The 21,671-nt window shown below is 64.0% G+C and carries 19 protein-coding genes; 10 read left to right on the top strand and 9 right to left on the bottom strand.

Features of this window, described 5'->3' with window-relative positions; all coding sequences use genetic code 11:
* The first annotated feature begins 76 nt into the window (after positions 1 to 76).
* From GGR38_RS05640 to GGR38_RS05610, 7 genes are read left to right on the top strand one after another with little or no spacing between them, the layout of a single operon-like run.
* A complete protein-coding gene (locus tag GGR38_RS05640) occupies positions 77 to 1,684 on the top strand; it encodes an FAD-binding oxidoreductase (protein WP_183623525.1) in 1,608 nt (535 codons plus the stop codon).
* Positions 1,681 to 2,709, top strand: coding sequence for a zinc-binding dehydrogenase (locus GGR38_RS05635; RefSeq protein WP_343058996.1), 1,029 nt, complete (start codon positions 1,681 to 1,683; stop codon positions 2,707 to 2,709). Before GGR38_RS05640 ends, GGR38_RS05635 begins: the two co-directional genes overlap by 4 nt.
* Entirely contained in the window at positions 2,709 to 4,091 is a 1,383-nt protein-coding gene (locus tag GGR38_RS05630) for a 3-isopropylmalate dehydratase large subunit (protein ID WP_183623524.1), read from the top strand. The genes GGR38_RS05635 and GGR38_RS05630 overlap by 1 nt, the downstream gene beginning before the upstream one ends.
* Positions 4,088 to 4,675, top strand: coding sequence for a 3-isopropylmalate dehydratase small subunit (leuD, locus tag GGR38_RS05625; protein WP_183623523.1), 588 nt, complete (start codon positions 4,088 to 4,090; stop codon positions 4,673 to 4,675). Before GGR38_RS05630 ends, leuD begins: the two co-directional genes overlap by 4 nt.
* Complete coding sequence (locus GGR38_RS05620; protein ID WP_183623522.1) at positions 4,672 to 5,589, top strand: hydroxymethylglutaryl-CoA lyase; 918 nt, start codon at positions 4,672 to 4,674, stop codon at positions 5,587 to 5,589. Before leuD ends, GGR38_RS05620 begins: the two co-directional genes overlap by 4 nt.
* Positions 5,586 to 6,767, top strand: a complete 1,182-nt coding sequence (locus GGR38_RS05615; protein ID WP_183623521.1) for a CaiB/BaiF CoA transferase family protein — start codon at positions 5,586 to 5,588, stop codon at positions 6,765 to 6,767. Before GGR38_RS05620 ends, GGR38_RS05615 begins: the two co-directional genes overlap by 4 nt.
* Positions 6,768 to 6,789: 22 nt before the next feature.
* The gene (locus tag GGR38_RS05610) at positions 6,790 to 7,680 is read left to right on the top strand and encodes a hypothetical protein (protein WP_183623520.1); all 891 of its coding nucleotides are present in this window, start codon (positions 6,790 to 6,792) and stop codon (positions 7,678 to 7,680) included.
* Between the two features lie 138 nt (positions 7,681 to 7,818).
* On the opposite strand, the gene GGR38_RS05605 is transcribed toward GGR38_RS05610, so the two are convergent.
* The 3 genes from GGR38_RS05605 to GGR38_RS05595 all read right to left on the bottom strand — a co-directional run bounded on the left by GGR38_RS05605 (position 7,819) and on the right by GGR38_RS05595 (position 10,709).
* The gene (locus GGR38_RS05605; protein ID WP_343058995.1) at positions 7,819 to 8,496 is read right to left on the bottom strand and encodes a hypothetical protein; all 678 of its coding nucleotides are present in this window, start codon (positions 8,494 to 8,496) and stop codon (positions 7,819 to 7,821) included.
* 169 nt (positions 8,497 to 8,665) lie between these two features.
* Positions 8,666 to 9,412 carry a maleate cis-trans isomerase family protein gene (locus tag GGR38_RS05600; protein ID WP_183623519.1) on the bottom strand — a complete coding sequence of 249 codons (747 nt, stop codon included), beginning with the start codon at positions 9,410 to 9,412 and terminating at the stop codon, positions 8,666 to 8,668.
* Between the two features lie 91 nt (positions 9,413 to 9,503).
* Positions 9,504 to 10,709 (bottom strand): FAD-dependent oxidoreductase, encoded by a 1,206-nt coding sequence (locus GGR38_RS05595; RefSeq protein ID WP_183623517.1) that lies wholly within the window; start codon positions 10,707 to 10,709, stop codon positions 9,504 to 9,506.
* Positions 10,710 to 10,913: 204 nt separating this feature from the next.
* Between GGR38_RS05595 and GGR38_RS05590 the strand changes: the two genes are divergently transcribed.
* A complete protein-coding gene (locus GGR38_RS05590) occupies positions 10,914 to 12,095 on the top strand; it encodes a serine hydrolase domain-containing protein (RefSeq protein WP_183623515.1) in 1,182 nt (393 codons plus the stop codon).
* Here GGR38_RS05590 and GGR38_RS05585 read toward each other — a convergent pair.
* The 4 genes from GGR38_RS05585 to GGR38_RS05570 are packed head-to-tail and all read right to left on the bottom strand — an operon-like array spanning position 12,085 to position 16,380.
* A complete protein-coding gene (locus tag GGR38_RS05585) occupies positions 12,085 to 13,035 on the bottom strand; it encodes an alpha/beta fold hydrolase (RefSeq protein ID WP_343058994.1) in 951 nt (316 codons plus the stop codon). The genes GGR38_RS05590 and GGR38_RS05585 overlap by 11 nt on opposite strands.
* On the bottom strand, positions 13,032 to 14,261 hold the full coding sequence (locus tag GGR38_RS05580; RefSeq protein ID WP_246404245.1) for an LLM class flavin-dependent oxidoreductase: 1,230 nt from the start codon (positions 14,259 to 14,261) through the stop codon (positions 13,032 to 13,034). The genes GGR38_RS05585 and GGR38_RS05580 overlap by 4 nt, the downstream gene beginning before the upstream one ends.
* On the bottom strand, positions 14,261 to 15,097 hold the full coding sequence (locus GGR38_RS05575) for an LLM class flavin-dependent oxidoreductase (RefSeq protein WP_183623513.1): 837 nt from the start codon (positions 15,095 to 15,097) through the stop codon (positions 14,261 to 14,263). The genes GGR38_RS05580 and GGR38_RS05575 overlap by 1 nt, the downstream gene beginning before the upstream one ends.
* Positions 15,094 to 16,380: a M24 family metallopeptidase gene (locus GGR38_RS05570; RefSeq protein ID WP_183623511.1), complete on the bottom strand. Its 1,287-nt coding sequence runs from the start codon at positions 16,378 to 16,380 to the stop codon at positions 15,094 to 15,096. The genes GGR38_RS05575 and GGR38_RS05570 overlap by 4 nt, the downstream gene beginning before the upstream one ends.
* A 119-nt stretch (positions 16,381 to 16,499) precedes the next feature.
* On the opposite strand from GGR38_RS05570, the gene GGR38_RS05565 reads away from it, so the two are divergent.
* Together GGR38_RS05565 and GGR38_RS05560 are read left to right on the top strand one after the other, a co-directional pair.
* Complete coding sequence (locus tag GGR38_RS05565; protein ID WP_183623510.1) at positions 16,500 to 17,369, top strand: alpha/beta fold hydrolase; 870 nt, start codon at positions 16,500 to 16,502, stop codon at positions 17,367 to 17,369.
* Positions 17,366 to 18,721: an MFS transporter gene (locus GGR38_RS05560; protein ID WP_183623509.1), complete on the top strand. Its 1,356-nt coding sequence runs from the start codon at positions 17,366 to 17,368 to the stop codon at positions 18,719 to 18,721. The genes GGR38_RS05565 and GGR38_RS05560 overlap by 4 nt, the downstream gene beginning before the upstream one ends.
* An 18-nt stretch (positions 18,722 to 18,739) precedes the next feature.
* Here GGR38_RS05560 and GGR38_RS05555 read toward each other — a convergent pair whose 3' ends face one another.
* Positions 18,740 to 19,954 carry an alpha/beta hydrolase gene (locus GGR38_RS05555; protein ID WP_183623508.1) on the bottom strand — a complete coding sequence of 405 codons (1,215 nt, stop codon included), beginning with the start codon at positions 19,952 to 19,954 and terminating at the stop codon, positions 18,740 to 18,742.
* A gap of 113 nt (positions 19,955 to 20,067) precedes the next feature.
* Positions 20,068 to 21,573, bottom strand: a complete 1,506-nt coding sequence (locus tag GGR38_RS05550) for an aldehyde dehydrogenase family protein (RefSeq protein ID WP_183623507.1) — start codon at positions 21,571 to 21,573, stop codon at positions 20,068 to 20,070.
* Positions 21,574 to 21,671: the final 98 nt, after the last annotated feature.

The raw sequence follows: 21,671 nt of genomic DNA, 5'->3' as shown, positions 1-21,671 counted from the left end.
GGATAGATCTTCCGCCTGCCCCCCGCCGCCCGGTCCACTTGCCTATTTTAAACCCCATTCGATCCGAAAGGCCGTCATGTCTCAGGAAACCGCAACAATTTCCGCCCCTTGCCCCGCCGACCTGCGTTCGCGCCTTGCCTCAATCGTGGGCGAGGCCAATCTGCGCGAGGATGAGGCGAGCCGCCGTCTGTTCAGCGAAGACATCTGGAGCGCATCGGACCATACGGTGATGCTGATCGTTTCGCCGGGCAATACCGCCGAACTGGCCGCCGTGGTCAAGGTCGCGGTCGAGGCGGGCGTGGACCTTGCCCCGCGCGGCGCGGGCATGACCTATACCAGCGGCTATATCCCGACCACCGATACCACCATTTCGATCGACACCTTGCGGATGAACCGCATCCTTTCGATCCGCGAAGAGGATATGACGATCACCGTCGAGGCGGGCATCTCGTGGAAGGCCATCGACGATGCGTTGCAGCCGCTGGGCCTGCGCCTGCCGTTCTGGGGGCCGATGAGCGGGATATATTCGACCATCGGCGGCGGTCTGTCGAACCATAATGCCATGTTCGGTTGCGCACAGTACGGCACCTCGACCGAAAGCGTGATTGCGATCACGATGGTGCTGGCCGATGGCAGCGTGCTGAAAACCGGAGCGCGCGGACCGGATGGGGAAACGCCCTTCTATCGTCATTACGGCCCTGATCTGGCGGGCCTGTTCATGGGCGATGCGGGCACGCTGGGCCTCAAGGCCGAGGTCACTTTCCGCCTGATGCGCCGCCCGCAGTTCGAGGATTCGGTCAGCTTCAGCTTCAAGACCGGGCCGATCATGCTGGAGGCGCTGGCGGAAATGGCGCGCGCCGGGATCGCCTCGGAAACCTGCGGCTTTGATCCGGGCCTGACCAAGGTGCGGATGCGCCGCATGGGCATGACCAACGACGTCAAAGCGCTGGGCGCGGTGATGGCCAAGGAAAAGTCGGTATTCGGCGCGCTCAAGGCCGGCCTCAAGATCGCCACCGCCGGGCGCAGCTTTATCGAGGAGGAGGAATATCCCCTCCACATCACCGCCGAGGGTCGCTGCAAGGAAGCGGTGGCCGCCGACATCGCCAAGGCGCGCGAGATTGCCGCGCAATATGACGGCGTCGAAATCGCCAACACCATCGCCAAGGTGATCCGCGCGATGCCTTTCCCCCCGCCCAACTCGATCCTTGGGCCCGAGGGCGAAAGCTGGATTCCGGTGCATGGTCAGGTCTCACTGTCGAACGCGCCCAAGATGTTTGCCGACATCAAGGCCTATTTCGACGAGATGGCGAGCGAATTCGACCGTCTTGGCATCCACACCGGCTTCCTCTTCTCCACGCTGCACAACAATGCCGTGTGCATGGAACCGGTGTTCTTCTGGCCGCAGGGCTATCGCCCGGTGCATGAAAGCATGGTCGAACCCGCGCATCTGGCCCGCCTGAAGCAGTTGGGCGATGCGCCCGAGGCGAGCGCCATGGTCGCCGCCGCGCGCGAGAAGGTGAAGCGGATTGCCGAGAGCTATGGCTGCGCCCATTTCCAGATCGGGCGTTCGTACAAATACCGCGAGAGCCGCGATGAGGCCTTCCTACGCGTGCTGGACGCGGTCAAATCGGTGGTCGATCCCAAGGGGCAGTTGAACCCCGGCTGTCTGGGCTTTCCCGCGTGAGCACTTCCGGCTTGAACACCTACTGCGCGATCCGGCTTGAAACCATCGCCCCCTCGTTCCGCGAAGGTTGCGTGATCCGGGAATTGCCCTTGAGCGATCCGGCGCCGGGGGAATTGCGCGTGCGCAACCTCTATTGCGGGATCAACGGCATTTTCGACACGCAGATCGCGCGCGACGCCGTCGATTACGTGAAGATCGCCCTGCCCACCTACACCGGGGTCGAGGCGCTGGGCGTGGTGGAGGCCGTGGGCGAAGGCGTTGCCGATTTCGCACCGGGCGATGCGGTGGTCACCACGCGCTTTACCGGCGGATACCGCGAGGCCAATATCGCGCCCGCCGCCAATTTCCTGAAGGTTCCCTCGGCCGATCCCGACTGGCTGGCGCTGTGCAGCACCGGGGTTTCGGCGATGGTCGCGCTCGACGTCATCGGGCAATTGCAGCCGGGCGAGACAGTGGCGATTTCGGCGGCGGCGGGGGGCCTCGGCCATTTCCTCGTCCAGATCGCGGCGGCGCGCGGATGCCATGTCGTGGCGGTCTGCGGGGGCGCACAAAAGGCCGCTTTCGTGCGCTCGCTGGGCGCCACGCGGGTGATCGACTATCGCGCCGAGGATGTCGCCATGGTGCTGGGCAGCGAATATCCCAATGCCATTGATGTGGCGGTCGATACCGTTTCAGGCGCGATCTTCGACGCCTTCCTTGCCAATCTGGCCAACCATGGGCGGCTGGTGGTGGGCGGCGCGGCGGCCGATCTCAACGGCGTGCCCGAAATCATCAGCGGCCCGCGCATCGCCAACGCGATCTATTACAAGGGCGCTTCTGTGCGCGGCTTCATGAACGGCCTGCTGACCCCGCATTGGCCCGAAGCCCGCGAAAAACTCTTCGCGCTCTATGCCGAGGGCAAGGTGAAGGTGCATTTCGACACGCCGCGCTTTTCCGGCCTCGAAGGCATTTACGATGCGGTCGAACGCCTGCTTTCGGGCGCGTCCAGCGGCAAGGTCATCGTCGATCTGGGGGGTGCGGCGTAATGGCCCTCACGCTGCCGCTCACCTTGGCCGACAAGATCTGGGACGCGCATGTCACCGCCACCACACCCGCAGGATCGGATCTGGTGGCGATTGACCGGGTGTTTTTGCATGAACGCACCGGGGCATCGGCGCTTAAAAGCATGGCATCGGCGGGGCGGCCGGTGGTTGATCCGCGCCGCGTCTTTGCGGTGATGGACCATATCGTCGATACCCGCCCCGGCCGTGGCGACAAGACTTTGATGCTGGGCGGACAGGCTTTCATCACCGAGACCCGCGCCGCGGCCATCGCGGCGGGCATCACCCTGTTCGATGTGACCGACCCGGATCAGGGCATCACCCATGTCATCTCGCCCGAACTGGGCATCGTGCTGCCCGGCTGCACACTGGTCGCGCCCGACAGCCACACCTGTACGCAAGGGGCGCTGGGCGCGCTGGCATGGGGCATAGGATCGTCCGAGGCCGAACATGCGATGGCGACCGGCGTGCTGCGCCTGCCCCGGCCAAAGACGATGCTGGTGCGCTTTGACGGCGCGCTGCGCCCCGGCGTGACGGCCAAGGATATGGCGCTGGCGCTGATCGCGGCACATGGCGCGGGCGGCGGCGCGGGCCATGTGGTCGAATTTGCCGGGCCTGCGGTGCGGGCGCTCGACATTGAGGCGCGCATGACCCTGTGCAACATGGCCACCGAATTTGCCGCCATGGCCGCGATCATCGCGCCCGATGAGAAAACCTATGCCTATCTGGCGGGCCGCCGCTATGCGCCGACGGCTTTCGATGCCCCCTATTGGACGAGCCTGCATTCCGACGAAGGCGCGCGTTTCGACCGCACCATCGTGATCGATGCCGCCGCGATTGCCCCGATGATCACATGGGGCACCAGCCCCGAACATGCGATCCCTATCGACGGTGTGGTGCCCAGCGGGCCAACCCGTGCGCATGACTATATCGGCCTTGCCCCCGGTGCGGCGATCATCGGCACGCCCATTGACGTTGCCTTCATCGGCTCCTGCACCAATGCGCGTCTGTCCGATCTGCGCCGCGCCGCCGCGCTGGTCAAAGGGCGCCATATCGCTCCCTCGATCCAGAAGGCTCTGGTCGTGCCGGGCAGCGGGGCGGTCAAACGCGCCGCAGAGGCCGAAGGGCTGGACAAGATCTTTGCCGAAGCGGGCTTTGAATGGCGGGAAAGCGGCTGCTCGCTCTGCTTCTTTGCCGGCGGCGAGAGTTTCCCGGCGGGCAGCCGCAGCATCAGCAGCACCAACCGCAATTTCGAAGGCCGCCAAGGCCCCGGCATCCGCACCCATATCGCCAGCCCCGAAGTCGTCGTGGCCAGCGCGATTGCAGGCGCAATTGCCGATCCGCGTGATCTGGAGCCGCAGGCATGACCCCCTTTACCACCCTGTCCGCCATCGCCGCGCCGATGATGTTCGACAATATCGACACCGACGCCATCATCCCCAGCCGCGAGATGAAATCGACCGGGCGTACCGGATTGGCCGAGGGCCTGTTTGCCGGATGGCGCTATGTCGAGGGGCGCGTGCCCAATCCCGATTTCGTGCTGAACCGGCCTGAATATGCGGGCGCGCGGATCATCGCGGGCGGCGCCAATTTCGGCTGCGGCTCCAGCCGCGAACATGCCGTCTGGGCGCTGGCCGAATATGGCGTGCGCTGCATCATTGCCCCCGGTTTTGCGCCGATCTTTGCCGCCAATTGCATCCGCAACGGCTTGCTCCCGCTGGTCCTGCCGCGTGAGGCGGTGGAAAGCATCGCGGGGCGTGAGGTCTATATCAACCTTGCCGCCCAGACGCTGACCTGCGGCGATGAAACCTATTCTTTCCCCATCGAGGCCGAGGCCAAGGACATGCTCCTTGAAGGGCTGGACGCCATCGACCTTACCCTGAAATCGCGCACCGCCATCGCCGCATGGACCCATGCCGACCGCACGGCGCGCCCGTGGATCTATCTATGACTTTCATCACCATCTCCGAAGTCGGCCCGCGCGACGGGCTGCAATCGATCAAGCCCGTCATGCCGCTGGAGGCCAAAAAGGCGTGGATCGCGGCCGAGGCCGCCTGCGGCGTGCCTGAAATCGAGGTGGGCAGTTTCGTGCCCCCCAGCCTCTTGCCGCAAATGGCCGATACCGCCGAACTGGTGCGTTTCGCGCGCGGGATCGAGGGCTTGAACGTGGTCGCGCTGGTGCCCAATGCCAAGGGCGCGGCGCGCGCGGTCGAGGCGGGTGTGCATGGCTTTTCCGCGCCTTTCTCGATGAGCGAGACCCATTCGATCCGCAATGTCCGCAAGGACCACACGCAGATGATCGAGGAAATCCGCGCCATGGGCCGGATCGCGGCCGAAGCGGGCGCCCATTTCGCGGTCGGCCTCTCCACCGCCTTTGGCTGCACCATCGAGGGCGCCGTGCCGCAGGCCACCGTGGTGCGCATGGCAGCGGCCAGCATCGAGGCCGGGGCCAAGGAACTGAGCCTGTCCGACACCACCGGCTATGCCGATCCGGCACAAGTTCGCCGATTGGTGCGCGCCGTGCGCGCGCAGGTGGGCGATGCGCTGACCACACTCCACCTGCATAATACGCGCGGGCTGGGTCTGGCCAATGCGCTGGCGGGGCTGGATGAAGGGATCACCACATTGGATGCCTCGCTGGGCGGCCTTGGCGGCTGTCCCTATGCGCCGGGGGCCTCGGGCAATCTGGTCACCGAGGATCTGGTGCTGATGCTTAACGCGATGGGCTACAAAACCGGCATCGATCTGGAAAAGCTGCTGAAAGTGCGCGCCATTCTGGCCGAAGCCCTGCCGGATGAGCCGCTTTATGGTTTCACCCCCGATGCGGGCGTGATGATGGATTATCAGGAAAGGATCGCCCAATGAGCCAGAACCCCACCCCTCTGGCGGGCATCCGCGTGATCGAGTTCACCCATATGGTGATGGGTCCGGCGGTGGGCCATATCCTCGCCAGCCTTGGCGCCGATGTCATCCGCATCGAACCCATCGGCGGCGATACCACACGGCGGCTGCTCGGTTCCGGCTCGGGCTATTTCCCGATGTATAACCGAGGCAAGCAATCGATCTGCCTTGATCTGAAAAGCGCCGATGGCGTGGCGGTGGCGCGCGATCTGGTGCTCGGCGCCGATATTCTGGTCGAGAATTTCCGCCCCGGCGCGCTCGATCGCATGGGCCTGTCCTATGAGGCGATGGCCGATGCCAATCCGCGCCTGATTTATTGCAGCGAAAAGGGCTTCCTGCCCGGCCCTTATGAAAACCGCACCGCGTTGGACGAAGTTGCGCAGATGATGGGGGGCCTTGCCTATATGACCGGTCCTCCGGGGCGGCCTTTGCGCGCCGGGTCCAGCGTGATCGACGTGACGGGCGCGATGTTCGGCGTGATCGGCATTCTGGCCGCGCTGGAGGAACGCCACCGCAGCGGGCGCGGACAAAAGGTCGTGGCCAGCCTGTTTGAAACCACCGCCTATCTGGTGGGCCAGCATATGGCGCAATTCGCCGTGACCGAAAAACCCGCCGCGCCGATGCCTGCGCGCATTTCGGCCTGGGCGATCTATGATGTGTTTGAAACGCAGGACCTTCCGGTCTTCATCGGCGTGGTGTCGGACAGCCTGTGGGAAAAATTCTGCGCGCTGCTCGGCTTTGATCAATTGTGGGCCGATGAAAGCATCCGTGCCAACAACCAGCGCGTGCTGGCCCGCGACCGCATCCTGCCCATCGTGCGCGAAAAAGTGGCCGGGTTCACCCGCGCCGAAATCATCGCGCGGCTCGAAGGCACCGGCATCCCCTTCGCCCCGGTCAGCAAGCCTGAGGAATTGTTCGACGACCCCCAGTTGGCCGCAGGCGGGCTGGAGACGGTATTCCTTGACGACGGGCGCGAGACCAGGTTGCCGACCGTGCCGCTGGAAATGGCGGGGCTGCGGACGGGGGCCGAAAACCATCTGCCCCAGCCGGGGCGCGATGCGCGCGAGGTGTTGGGTGCGTTGGGCTATGATGACGGAAAAATTGAACAATTGATCGGGTCCGGGGCGGTTGGCGCCCTGTAAACCCGACAGTGGGGGAAAAACGATGAATGACATTTGCGATGAAAGCCATTTGATCAGCCGCCGGATGCTGATGGCGGGCGGGGCGATGTTGGGCGCGGCCATGGCCATGCCCGGAATGGCGGCCGCCGCGCCGATCGCCCGCGAAGAGGGCATCCCCACCGATGCCGCCGCCCGTATCGCCATCACGCGCCGGATGCGGATGCGCGCCGATGCGGGGCCGGTGTTCTGGTGGTTTCGCGGGCGCAATTATGCCCAGCAGGGCGCCAATCTGATCCCGATGTGCGACATGATCTTTGGCGCGCTGATGGATGTGCGGCCTACCGCCGATGGCGGACTGGTGATCAGCCAGTATGAGCTGGCCTTTCGCACCGCGCTGGATTCCGGCGTGCGCGCGGAAAAGCTGCTCAATCCGATCACCGGTACGATGGTCGATGTGCCTTTCGCCCCCGTCGGCCCGACCAAGGTGGTCTATAACGCGGATAACGTCCTGCAATTGCCCCCGACCATTGGTGGGTCGAAGTTCTCGGTCGAACACGTGCCCGAGCTTTTCTTCCGTATTGGTGACACCGTCTGTTTCCAGACCCACAGCCGCGCCCGCGCGGAAACGGCCGGGCAGAATGATCGCGTGCTCAATGATATGAGCATGATCTGCAGCCCTGCTGCTGAGGCCCTTGATCCCAAACGCGCATTTGTCAGCGCGACCGCCTATGGCACGGATGTCACCGATTATGCACGCTGGTGGAAAATGCCAGCAGGCTTAGGCACCCAGACGCTGCGCAGCGCGGGGATGAAAGTGGCCCGCTATGCCGATATGCCCGAAGACTGGCGCGCGATGGTGGCCAAGGCCGATCCGGCGATGGCGGCCGATCCGATGGGCGTGCTGACCCGCGCGGCGACCACCTATCGCAACTGATCCGTTAATACGAACCCGCACTTGGCCCCGGCGCTTTCAACAGAAGGCGCCGGGGTCTTTTTATGCCATATCACATAGACACAAAAAACGCGGCGGGTTTGGCCCGCCGCGCTTCTTTGCCCCTTTGAGAAGGCGTCTTCAGATCGGCTTGACCGTGCCGAGGAAGCAGATGCCCGAAATCGTGATCCAATAGACATAGGCCATGCAGCGCCCGAGGAAGAAGTCGCGCTCCAGCACGGCCTCGATCTTGGGATTGGGCCCCTGGGCCAGAATGCGGAACGCGGTGGTCCAGCGGCGCATAATCCAGCGCAGACCAAGACCGATGCACAGCGTAAAGCCATAAAGCGTGAACTTGGTGGCATACCAGCGCTGGCCCTCGCCCGCCTCGAACGGACCATGGCCCAGCAGCGAGGAAATGCCGACGAAGAAGATCGTGGGGATGAGGATATAGCGCACAGATTCGTCGATCTTGGTCAGCTTGATGCCGATATCGGTCTCGCGCTTGATGAACGCGCCCCAGCACAGCGCCAGCCAGCCTGCGACAAAGATCCACATGAAGGTCAGGAAATTGCCGCCATAGGGCTGAAGCCCATAGATATTGCCCATATGCAGACCCAGCGGCAGCAGCGTGATAATGCCGGTGCGCGCCAGAATGTCGATGCGATAGGCGGTTTCCATATGCCGCTTGCGCTCTTCCATCGAGAGTTTGCGGTTGAGGATATTATAGCTGGTCTGAAACACACCCCATTCGCCGCCCAGCCAATAGACCATGCAGATGATGTGTACCCAGCGCAGTACGAGAACTTCCTGAATCACGGTTTTCTCCCTGAGTTGGGACCGGCGCTGCGATCATGCGCGGCCCTGTCGTCGGGCGGTTGATGGCGCCGACGTCCTGCTGTGACGGATCCATCGCATGGGCGGCGCGCCTGCGGGTAGGCATCCCCGCGATACGCCCGCCTGTCGGTCAGGCGGGCGCGCATTTCGGTCAGAATTCGGCCAGCAACCGGCCCACGCCCTCGATCTTGTCCTCAATCCCGCAGGCGCGCAGGCCATGCCAGTAGGTCGCGGTATTGATCGCAATCACCGGCTTGGACAATTTCTGCTCATATTCCACGGCCAGATCGACCATCGAAAGATTGGTGCCCACCTGTACGATGGCATCCACATCATCGCCGTCCAGATAATCCAGAACCGGGCGCAAGTCCTCCGGCGTCACCTTGGCGATGTCGGTCCAGCGCTTGCATTCCAGCGGCTTGTCGCGCTTCACCTCAAAGCCCGATTCCTCAAGGAAACGGCGTACTTCGGTGTTGGCCACAGGGTAATAGGGCGAGACGAAGCTGACGGTTTTGACCCCACCATAGGCTTTGAGCGCGGCGGCCACCGATTCGGCCCCCGTGCTGGCGCCGACGCCGGCCACCGCCTCGACATCGGCCTTCCATTTGCGGCTGCCTTCGACCCCGCCGTAAAACGTCACCGCCGACATGCCCAGCACGAGATAATCGACCTTGGCCGTCATGACCGAGCGCACCGCATCATGGGTGGCGTCCGAAATCGCCTGTGTGCCGACCAGAAAATCCTCGTTGGAAAGCGCCAGCGGGTCCTCGACGTAGATGCGGCTGAAATGGTTGGTCACGCCCACCGGGCGCATGCGCTCCATGTCGGGCTGCACCGTGGTGTTGGTCGAAGGCGCAATCACCCCCATCAGCTTGCGCCAGCCCAGAACGTCACCCATGCGAATATACTCCTTGTTACAGGCAGGACGGGGGACCGTGCCTAGTTTGGATGGAAGAAGGGCGGAGCGTTTGACCGCCCCGCCCGAAAATTCACTCGACCGCTGCGGCCTGCGAGAGGCTTTCATACATCGCCTGTCGCATCAGATAGGCGCGGCGCTTGTCGTCATCGGCCTTCAGGTCGAGCATCGCCTGACGGCGGCGCTTGTGCGCTTCGTCAGCGCCGCCCTTGATAAAGGCCATGTTCTCGATCGTCTGCTGCTGGGTAAAGCTGTGCGTTACCGTGCGGCGCTGGCGATCATAGAGCGCAAGGCTCTGGTTAGTCTTGGAGCCCTTGAGCACCGGGTCCAGCTTTTCAAACAGGTTGAAAGCGTCATGCACGCCCGAATTCATCCCGAACCCGCCCAGCGGGTTATTGAGATGCGCCGCATCCCCGGCCAGATAGACGCGCCCGTTGCCAAAGCTCTTGGCCACGCGCTGGTGCACGCGATAGAGTGTGCGGTGGCCGGTTTCGACATGCATGTCCGTGCCCAGAAGGCGCTGGAAAATGCCGTCCTTGATCTCGTCGGATTTCAGATAATCATCGCCCAGCGAAGCATCGGTCGGCACCAGCACGCGCCACACCGAAGGCACGCGCAGCAGCACCAGCCATTCGGACGGGTCCGACACATAGTTCACATAGGCCAGATTGGGCAGATAATCGGCCAGCTCCAGCTTGGTGGACAGGGTGAGGAAACGTTCGGGATAGGTGAAGCCGTCGAATTCGATGCCAAGCCATTTGCGCACCACCGAATTGGCACCGTCGGCCCCGATCAGATAATCGCAGCGATAGCGCACGATATCGGTCATCGTTTCGACGCACAGGTTCACACCCGTATCGTCCTGCTCCAGCGTCAGCAGGCGATGGCCGAACAGCACCTTGGCATTGGGATATTGCTCCAGCCCTTCGGCCAGCCCGCGCGAGAGGTGATATTGTTCGCATTGGATGCGATAGGGATAGCGCGTGACATCGGAAATTTCCGACAGGTCGAAATCGACCACCTCGCCCGATGCGCGGTCGCGCCAATGATAGACCGGCGCCTTCAGCCCCCGATCGAGCAGCAATTGCGTGATGCCGATATCATCCAGCATTTCCAGCGTCGAAGGGTGGAACGTGGACGCGCGCAGATCCTGCGCGCAATCGAGCCCCGCCTCGAACACCACCACGTCATAGCCGGCCTTGGCCAGCAGGGTGGCCATTACTGTGCCAACGGGGCCTGCACCCACAATCCCCACCTGGCACCGTTCTACCCCTGTCATAGCTCATGCACTCCAAACCTCGGACTTGCACGGGATATGGACGCTTGGCCCCACGGTGATGCGGCATGTGGTGGAATTATCCGCACAGTGGGGATTGGCGCACTCTGCACAGGCATGCACGGCACCAATGGGCAGATTGCAAAAACTTCGGGACCATCATGAATGCGGGGAATTGTTGACATGCAAAGGGCAAAGAGGATCACGATGGCGGCGCTGAGCGCATTTCTGGCCACGAGTGCGATGGCCGGAGGCGTTGCCGGGGACGAGACAGTCTATCAGCAGCGATTCGCGCAATTCCTGAAAGATCCCGGCAATTTCCCTTATGCGCCGCTGGAAAAACTGTCCGGAGCCAAGGCATGGCGAGTGATGACGGCGCACACCGATGCCGCCATCGATCCCGCCGCTCTGGCCAAGGGCGATGCCTATGCCGCGGCGATGCGGTCCAGCGCCTTTCTGGTCTGGCACAAAGGCGCGCTGATCCACAGTTGGTATGGGCCGGGCATGGATGCGCAGGCGCCGATGCTGTCCAAATCGCTGTCCAAGCCGATCACCGCGCTGGCCGTGGGGCGCGCCATCGCGCTGGGGCGGATCAAGGGGCTGGACCAGCCGCTGTCCGAAATCATCCCCGAATTGCGGGGCACGCAAAAGGGCCGCATTCTGGTGCGCCATCTGCTCGACATGCGTTCGGGGATGCTCGATCAGGGGTTCAGCCCTGATCCGGCCCATCCGCTCAACACCGCCTATCTCTCCACTGACCATGGGCGCGAGATTATCGACACCTATCCGATGATCGCAGAGCCGGGCACGCGCTATGCCTATGCCAATGCCCCGTCCGACTTGGTGGCGCTGGTGATCGAGCGGGCCACCGGGCGGCGCTATGGCGAATTTGTCGGGGCCGAGGTGCTGGCGAAAATCGGCGCGCCGGGGGGCACCATCTGGGTCGACCGCGAAGGGGGCCTCGCCCATTCGGGCTGCTGCACCTATCTGCCCGCCGAGGCATATCTGCGCATGGCAATGCTGATCCATGCCGATGGCGTGTGGGGCGGCAAGCGGTTGTTGCCCAAAGGCTATACGGCGCAAATGCGCAAAGGCACGCCGCAGAACCCCAATTTCGGTCTGGGTATCTGGATCGGCCGGCCCTATCATCAGCGGCGCGGGTTTGGCGCTCCCGGTACATTGGGCCCGCAGGTGCTGCACAGCGAGCCCTACCTCGACCCCGATCTTTACCTGTTCGACGGCAATTCCAATCAGGTGGTCTATGTCTCGCCCAAGCATGACCTGATCGTGCTGCGCATCGGCGCCACCCCGCCCGCGCCGTCATCGACACAGGCGGAATGGGACAATGCCTATCTGCCCAACCTGCTGATCCGGGCGATCAGGCCCTGACCCGGTCGAGAAAGGCCTTCAGATCGCGGGTGAACAGCTTGGGATTTTCCCACATGGGGAAATGCCCAAGCGTGGGATATTCAATATATTCCACCCGCGTATTGGGGAAACGCCCCTTGGATTGCGCCGCGCTCTGGCTGATCACCGTGTCATAGGTGCACCATTGCAGCAGCACCGGCACGGTGACGGCCTCGGTCTCGCGCTTCACAATATCGGTCTTGAACAATTCGACATTGGCGGCCAGCAGCGCGGCCTGATTGGCGTAAGCACCCGGCAAATTGTCGGCGTCGAAAATACTGTCCACCATCCAGTCCTTCGGCTCGAAGGTGGGCGGCGTGGTATCCTTCAACACCTCGCGGAAAAAGGCATGGCTGCGCCATTGCGGCGTCCTGGCCTTCTGTTCGGCGATCAGCTCCATCATCCGCGCGCCGATCTTGCGCGTCTGGCTGGGGCGTTCGAGCGGCAGGATGGAAAAGGCCATCGCCGTAGCGTGCCCCGGATAGGCCCGATTATATTCCAACGCGACATTGGCCCCGTTGCTGGTGGACACCAGCGCAAAGCGGTCGTGCCCCAATTGCCGCATCAGCCCATCCATCAGTTCGGCAGCGCGCGGCGTGGTGTAAACGCCCTTGGGGTCCGGCCCCGACAGGCCATAGGGCGGCCAGTCAAAGCGAACGACGCGATAGTCGCGCGCCAGCAAGGGCACGACCAGATCCCATTCATGCAGGTTCACAATCGAGCCATGCAGCAGGACCACGACAGGCGCGCCCTTGCGCCCTTCCTCGCGCACATGGATGGGCACGCCATCGACCATCACGAAACGCGAGGGCGCCTTGGCCCAGCGCGCGACAACGGCGGCGCGGTCGGTATGCACATTGGGCGTTTCGACGGCGGGCGCGGCGCCCGCCATCAGCATCAGCGCCGCCAGCCCCCCGATCACGCCGCCATATCCGCAGGCCAGCGCGGCAGGCCCATCGTTTCGCGCAGCGTGCTGCCCGGATAATCCATCCGCAGCGCCCCCGCCGCCTGCAGGATCGGCACCACTTCCTCGACAAAGATTTCCAGTTCGCCCGGCATATAGGCCGGTTGCAGGGTAAAGCCGTCGCAGGCCCCGGCATCGACCCACTGGATCATCATATTGGCCAGTTGCGATGCCGTGCCGCGAAACACATTATGCCCGCGTGGCGTGCGCACATAGCCCGAAGCGAATTTGCCCAAAGGCAGGCCAATCGCAGCAGGCTTTTCCAGCGCGCGGCCGATGTCGGCCTTGGGGAAACAGGTCTGGCTCAGAATGTGATCGACCGGGATCGGCCCGGCCGGATCAAATCCGGTCAGATCGCAATTGAGCGATTCGGAGAGATATTCGATGCACAGCGCCTCGTCGGCCAGATCGAGGATCGCCTGATCCTTGGCAATCGCGGCGGCCTCGGTTTCGGCCAGGATGAAGGACAGGCCCGGCATGATCCGCACCGCATCGGGATCGCGCCCCGCCGCCGCCACGCGGGCGCGCATGTCATTGCGGAACGCGATGCCTTCCTCGATGGTCGGGGCCGAACAGAAGATCGCCTCGGCAATGCTGGCGGCAAAATCGCGCCCGTCGCCCGATTGCCCGGCCTGAACGAAGACGGGACGCGCCTGAGGCGAAGGCCCCAGCGCGGCATTGCGCTCGCGCCAGATGTCCTGCGCCTGCGCCACGGTCTGGGCGGCCATCTTATAGCGCTGCGACTTTTCGGGCAGTTCCTCATCGCCGAAATTGGGGGCGGTGTCGGGATGCGCGGTGGTGACAATGTTCCACCCGGCGCGCCCGCCGCTCATCCGGTCCATCGTGGCGAAACGCTCGGCCAAGCCTTCGGGCGACCAATAGGTGGTGGACAGCGTGTTCACCAGCCCGACATGCTGCGTGACCGAGGCGATGGCAGAAAGCAGCGCCATGGGATCAAGCGTGGGCATGGCCAGATGTTCGGGCGTGCGCCCGCGCACCCCGCGCGATTGCAACTGATCGCCAAAGACGATGGCGTCAAACCGGCCCTTTTCCACCAGACGCCCGACGCGAGCGTAATAATCCATGGTGAACACGCCCTCCGGCTCGGCGCCGGGATGGCGCCATCCGCTGGGATAATGGCCGATGCCCTGAAGAAAGGCCCAGAGATGGATCGGACGGGGCATCAGGCAATCTCCTCATGAATGTTGCGCGCGGTGGGCGGCGATGCCAGCGGCAGGCCCAGCCTCTCGCGCAAAGTGCCCGACGAAGGGCGACCCTGCGTAATCGGGGCAAGGGCCTTGCCGATGCGGGCCAGTTCGACAACGGGATTGGTCAGATCGACATGCAGCCCGTCGATCTCACCCGCCGCAAACCGCACGGCCATGGCGGCAATATCCACGTCCGGATCGACCCGCAGCAGACGGCGCGCGGCGGCGGGGAAAGCCTGCCCCTCGGCGGCGATCACCACATCAATGCCGGGTGCTGCAAAGGGCGAGGCGGCATCGCAGACCAGCAGCGGATGCCCCTGTTTCGGACGCATGGCGTTGACCGGGCCGCGCACCGCATAATGGGTGCCGACATAGTTGCTGGGACGCACCTTTGTCGTATCCAGATAGCGCCCGCTCTCCTTGTCGATGATCAGGCAATCATCATCCCAGCCATCCCAGAGCGCGCGCGTTGCCCGCACCAGATCGGCCAGTTGCGCCGCGCTGCCCCCCTGCGCCACCGGGCACCAGCCGAGCAGCCCGCCCGAAAGATAATCGACCGCCGAAAGCGAGCGCGCCACATGAAAGGGATGCGCGATCCGACTGGACACCAGCGGCACCAGCCCCAGCCGCGACACGCGCGGCGCGGCCCATGCGGCAATCACCTGCGGATCAAAAAGCAGACTGTCATGGCGGCCCAGCAACAGCAGATCGACGCCCGCCGCCTCAGCCGCGATCACGAATTGCGCGGCCATGGCCGGATCGGCCAGCGCCGGATCGCCAATGCCGGCGGAAAGGATAAAGCTTCTGGTCATACGACAATCACCGCTGGAGGAGAGGAATGGATGGTTTCACAGCCGTCTGGCGTGATGAGGACGAGGTCTTCGCAATGGGCCGAGCCGCCAAGGCCCGAATCGAGCACCGGGCAATCGACCGAAATCACCATGCCGGGGCGCAGCATCAGATCGGGCTTGCGCCAAAAGCCGCCCGCATCCTCGCCCGGCTCGTCCGTATGCGCGAGGCCGCAGGAATGCGGGCCAAAGCCGACCTGAACATCAAAGCCGCCGCGTTTGAGCGCATCCTGTCCGATCCGCACGATGTCGGAAAAGCGCAGGCCCGGCCTGATCTCTTCACGCACGGCCTGCCAGGCAAAGGCGGCGGCGTCCGCTGCGCGAGCGGCGGCGCGTGTGGGTTCGCCCACAAAGACCGTACGCGCGAAATCGCCGTGATAGTTCTGAAAATGGCTGACCGCATCGAGGAACAGCGCCTGTCCATCGGCAATGCGATGCGGGCTGGCCTCGGAGGATGAACGGTCGACGTTGAGGAACACCGCCGTATTGCCCCGCGCCGCCGTTTCCGCGCGGAACAGGGCGTGGAGATCGCGGTAGGAGGCCCCTGCCCGCGCGCCCCGCGCCACTGCCTGTAACGCCTCGACATTGGCGCGGGCGGCGCGCTGCATCAGCGCGATTTCCAGCGGCGATTTGATCAGGCGGATCTCGCGCATGGCATTGTCCGCCGCGATGCTGTCGCCTTCATGCCCATGGCGCGCCAGGACACCCGCCACCAGCGCATCGTCCCAGCCGATCCGCCCACCCCACGCGCCCATCTCGCGCAGCGCCGCCACCAGCGCCCCGCCCGCATGACGATAGGCAGCGCGGTGCTTCAAAGCCGCCGCGCTGATGGCAAAGCGGTGCTGCTCCATGGCCGACAAAGGCGCGAGTCCCCGATCCGGGCAAAGCGGAAAATCCCCATTCTGTCCCAGATTCTCGCCATCGCTCAGATCGTCATAGAGGAAGGCATCGACCGGCCCGCGCCCATCGGCATAGGTATAGAAATGCAGAAACCGGCTGGTGACCAACACCGGCCTATCGATCTGCCTGCGCGAGAGGATGGCGAAGGTCCCGGCGGGTTGGCCGATGCGCGTCCGCCCGATCTGGGGCCAATGGCCCAGCGCGTGAAACACATTGACCGGCTGGGCGCAGACCAGCGCGTCCAGCCCCCAGCGCTCCATCACGGCAAAGGCCTCGGCCAGATTGATCGGCCCGGCGGCGTTCAACCCGTCCAGCAGGACATTATCGGAGGCGTCGCTTTGTAACATGCCCGTAAATTGACCATGCCAAAGCGGCTATGCCCTCAGACAAAAGGCTTCTATCCGCCTGCTGGATAAGGTCAGGATGCGACAAGTGCGCAGGCCATGCCGGGTTAGCTTCGCTGTCCATGAGCCTGATCGATCCCCCCGTCATCACCCCCCCCATTATCACCAGAGCCTTCGTCACCATCGATGAAGGACAGATCCACCTGCGCCGGATGGAGGGGAGCGGCACGCCGCTGCTGCTGCTCCATGCCTCGCCCGCCTCGGGGTGGTTCAGCCAGCCTTTGATGCGGGCGCTGCGCGCGGCGGGGCATGAGGGGCCGATCCTGGCCCCCGACACGCTGGGCAACGGCGACAGCGCCGCCCCCGCGTCCGACCATCCCGATATCGCCTATTTCGCCGGGTCGATGGTGCGGATGATGGATGCGCTGGGCATCGACAAAGTCGATGTCTACGGCACCCATACCGGCGCGCGCATCGCCTGCGAAATGGCGGCGGCCCATCCCGAACGGGTGCGCCGCGTGGTGCTGGACGGCATCACCGAATATGGTGACGAATTGCGCGAGGCGGTGATCGAACATTACGCGCCGCGCGTTGAACCCGACGCCTATGGCCGCCATCTGATCTGGGCCTTCAACTTCTGCCGCGATCAGGCGCTGTTCTTTCCCCATTTCATGCAGGACGCAGGCCATCGCCTGTCCGTGCCCATGCCCCCGCCCGACATCCTGCACCGCATCACGCTGGACGTGCTCAAATCATGGGACACCTATTCGCTGCCCTATATCGCGGCGTTTCAATATCGCGCCTTTGACCGGATGGCATCGGTCGCCGCGCCCACGCTCTTGCTCAAGCCGGAAACCGAACTGGCGCTGCTTAACGCTTCGGTGGCGCGCGCGCTGGAGATATTGCCCGATGGCCGCGCCGCCGCCCTGCCCCCCGGAGACGCGGCCAAAGCCGCCGCAATCCTTGCCTTTCTGAAGGGAGCAGAAGCATGAGCGCGCGCCTTCCCATGAAAACCTGCCTTGGCTTTGGCATCGGCACGGTGGGCGTGTCGATCATGCTCAATGCGGTCACCGCCTATTACCCCGCCTTCATGACCACGGTTCTGGGCCAATCGCCCGAAATCGCGGGCTATCTGATGATGGGGGCCAAGCTCTATGATGCGGTGGTCGATATGATCATCGGTTCGATGAGCGATAAAAGCCGCAGCAAATGGGGCCGCCGCCGCCCGTTCATGCTGGCGGGGGCATTTCTGTCGGCGGCCTCGTTCCTGATGCTGTTTGCCCCGCCCGCGCTGGGGCAAGGCGCGCTGATCGCCTATATGATCGCGGCGCAGGTGATCTATTCCACCGCCTATTCGCTGTTTGCCGTGCCCTATATGGCGCTGCCCGCCGAATTGACGGAAGGGTTTGCCGAAAGAACCCGCCTGCTCTCCTTCCGCACGGTGTTTGTCTCGATCGGGCAAATGCTGGCCACGGCGGGCACGGCGGCGATCATCAAGGCGGGCGGCGCGGGCGGCCCGGCCTATGCCACGATGGGGCTGGTGATGGCGCTGGTCATCTTTGGCGCGATGACGGCCACGGTGCTCTCGGTCCCCGCCACCCATGCCGAGGAGGCCCATGCCGACGCCCCGCCGCCCCTTTCCCTGCCCCGCCAGATCGCGCTGATGGGGCGCAACCGGCCCTATATGCTCTTGCTGGGCGCCAAGGTGTTTCAATTCCTCGCCTTTGCCAGCATCGGGTCTTGCGGGCTGCTTTTCCTGCTCAACGTGCTGGGCGTGGGCTATGGCGGACAGATCCTGCTGACCTCGGTGCAGAATATTGTCACCGCGCTCTCGATGCCGCTCTGGGTGTGGAGCGGCAAGAAGATCGGCAAGCGCGGCACCTATCTTATCGGCGTCTTCATCTTTTGCGCCACGGCTTTGAGCTGGCTGGCCGCGCCCCATGCGCCGGGCAATGCCGAACTGATTGTGCGCGGCATCACCTCGGGCTTTGGCTCAGGCGCGCTGATCCTGATGTCGATCTCGATGCTGGGCGACACGATGGTCTATGACCGGGCGATCACCGGCATGGGGCGCGAGGGGCTGCTCTCCTCCACCGCCGCCGTGCTGGAAAAGGCCAGCTTTGCGCTGGGCGTGGCGGTGCTGGGCATATTCCTGCGCGCGGCCCATTATATCCCCACCATGGGCGGCAAGCTGGTGACGCAGCCCGACAGCGCGATCTTTGCGCTGACCATGGGCTATGCGGTGATCCCGGCGGCGATGTTCGTGGTGAACGGGGTATTTCTCTATCTCTACGATCTGGACGAGGGGAAAATGGCCGCCGCACGCCGGGGCGCGGCGGCCTAAGGGCCTATTTGAACAGACCTATTTGAACAGACGGGGCGCGAAATCGGCCAGATAATCGCGCCAGTTCATCCAGGTGTGGCCGCCCTCGCTCTCGTGATAGACATGGGCAATGCCGAAACGGTCAAACACCTCGCGGGTGGGCTTGACCGAGGCATAGAGGAAATCCTCGCGCCCCATCGCGAAATAGACCAGATGCATATCGCGCCCCGCCTGTTTGAGAGCGGCGGCATTTTCGGTGGCGTATTCCTCGATCCGTTTCGGGTCCACGCCGGTCTGGCTGCCGATGCCCACGCCCATCGAGAAAATGCCGATCCAGTGGAATGTGCCGGGCCGGGTCAGCCCTTCGCGGATCGCGTGCGAACCGCCCATCGACAGGCCCGCCATCGCCCGCGCGTCAGCCGTGGGCGTGCTGCGATAAGTCCGGTCGATCAGGGGGATCAGGTCGCGGGTCAGATCATCGCCGAAATCATGGGCGTGAAAATCAATCGCGCGGGCCGCATCGGGCGTATGGCCATCAGGCATGACCACGATCATCGGCTTGACCTTGCCCGCCGCGATCAGCCGGTCAAGGATCTGGTTCGCATGGCCGATCCCGGTCCAGCTTTCATCATTGTCGCCCGCGCCATGGACCAGATATAGCACCGGATAGCGCTGACTGCCGCCCTTTTCATAGCCGGGAGGGGTATAGACATGCGCCCGCCGCTTCGCTTTCAGCGATGCCGACCAGTAATCTACGCTGGCCACCGCGCCATGGGGCAGGCTGGCGTCCCAAGCCTGAAACTGGCTGCCGGGCACTTCAAGCACCGCCTCTATGCCATAGCGGGTGCGCGAAAAAGCCTGCGCATAGGGATCGGCGGTGCGGACCCCATCGACGCGGAAGGCATAGCGATAGGGGCCGGGTTTGAAGGGCTTGGCGGTCGTCCCGCTCCACAATCCGGTGTCGTCGCGGGTCAGCGCCAGCCCCTGCGGCGTGCCCACCGGAAAGCCCATGGGAATTACCTCGCCCGCATCCGAACTGGTGGCCAGCACGTCATGGGCCTGCGGGGCGCAAAGGCGGAACGTCACGCGGCCATCGGGCAGCACCTCGACCGATTGCACCGGCGGGGCCTGCGGAGTGAACCAAGGCTTTTGGCACGAAGCATTTTGCGCCTGCGCCGGATGGGCTGTTGCGGCTCCGGCGCACAGCAGGATGGGTAACAGGCGGCTGAACTGCTTGGTTTTTCGGCCCCGCATGGATTGTCTCCCTTTCGACTGGAAAGGGAAAAGCTGGCGCGGCGGGGCATATTCACAACGCCCCGCCATCCCCTATCCGCCCATCGGTCAGATCATCTCAGACGCCCCCCAAATCACACGACCGCGCAGACAGTCTTCCATTCGAGGTAATTGTCCATCGCCTGCTTGCCCGAATCGCGGCCCCAGCCCGATGCCTTGACCCCGCCGATGGCCAGCGAGGCGTCATACATCGCGTGGCAGTTGATCCATACGGTGCCGGCGCGGATGTCGCTGCTCATGCGGTGGGCATGGCTCAGACTCTCGGTCCAGACGCTGGCGGCAAGGCCATATTCGCTGGCATTGGCGGCTGCGACCACTTCCTCGACATCATCATAGGCCTGGGCCACCAGAACCGGGCCGAAGACCTCCTCGCGCACGATTTCGAAATCGGGCTTTACGTCAACCACCACGGTGGGGCTGATGAAGGTTCCCGCCTCGCCGCTCCGCTCGCCGCCCGCCAGCATGGTCGCGCCCTGCGCCTTGGCACGGGTCAGAAAGGCCTCGACGCGCTCGGCATGGCGGGCCGAAACCACCGGGCCCATCTGCGTGTCGGGCAACAGGCCATGGCCCATCTTGATGCTTTTGGCATAATTGGCCACGCCCTCAACCACCTGATCGTGGATCGAGCGGTGGACATAGAGGCGGCTGCCCGCGATGCAGACTTGGCCTGCATTGAAAAAGATCGCATTGGCCACGCCCGGAATCGCCAGATCCAGATCAGCATCGGGCATCACGATCGAGGGCGATTTGCCGCCAAGCTCCAGCGTCACGCGCTTGAAATTGGTCTTGGCCGCATCCAGAATGGCCCGGCCGGTCGCGGTCGATCCGGTAAAGGCCACCTTGTCCACGCCCGGATGATTGGCTAGCGCCGCGCCCGTCTCGCTGCCCAGCCCGGTCACCACGTTCAGCACGCCCGAAGGCAGGCCCGCCTGCGCCATCAGTTCGGCCAGACGCAGCGCGGTCAGGCTGGTGTCCTCGGCAGGTTTCAGCACGATGGTGCAGCCCGCCGCCAGCGCCGGGGCCAGCTTCATCGCGGTCAGCACCAGCGGCGAATTCCACGGCACGATGGCCGCCACCACGCCCACCGCCTCGCGCACGGTCCACGAACGCGTCTGTTTGCCGGCGGGCTGATAATTGATCGAATTTTCGATCGTATTGCCCTCAATGGTCATCGCCTGCCCCGCAAAGAAGCGGAACTGATTAACGGCACCCGGAATTTCGGCCCAGCGCCCGACATAGAGCGGCTTGCCCTGATCGAGCGTTTCCAGCTCGGCCAGCTCGTCAATATGCGCCTCGATCAGATCGGCAATCTTCCAGAGGATGCGCGCGCGCTCGACCGGCACCGTGGCGCGCCAGAGCGGCAGGGCGGCGCGGGCGGCCTCAACGGCGGCCTCGACATCGGCGGTGCTGGCCGCGGCAATCTGCGCGGTCTCGGTTCCTGTTGCCGGGTCAAGCGTGGGCAAGGTGCGCCCACCTTCGGCCTTGCGCCATTGCCCTGCGATAAACAGGCCCTCGCCCGCGCCGCGCCGGGCCAGAAATTCGCGCGAATCACTGCGCAGCGTGTTCAGATCAAGGGCCATCGGTAATTTCTCCATGATTGGCGCGTCCGCCTTGGCTTTGAACCTGCCCATGGGCCGGGGGAATGACCACTGCGCGAGGGTAAAAATTCGCTTGGCGG

The sequence above is a fragment of the Novosphingobium sediminicola genome, from assembly GCF_014196525.1.
GTDB classification, from domain to species: Bacteria; Pseudomonadota; Alphaproteobacteria; order Sphingomonadales; family Sphingomonadaceae; genus Novosphingobium; species Novosphingobium sediminicola.
Note: the sequence above shows the minus strand (reverse complement) of the source record. Positions and strands in the feature narration are given on the sequence as shown.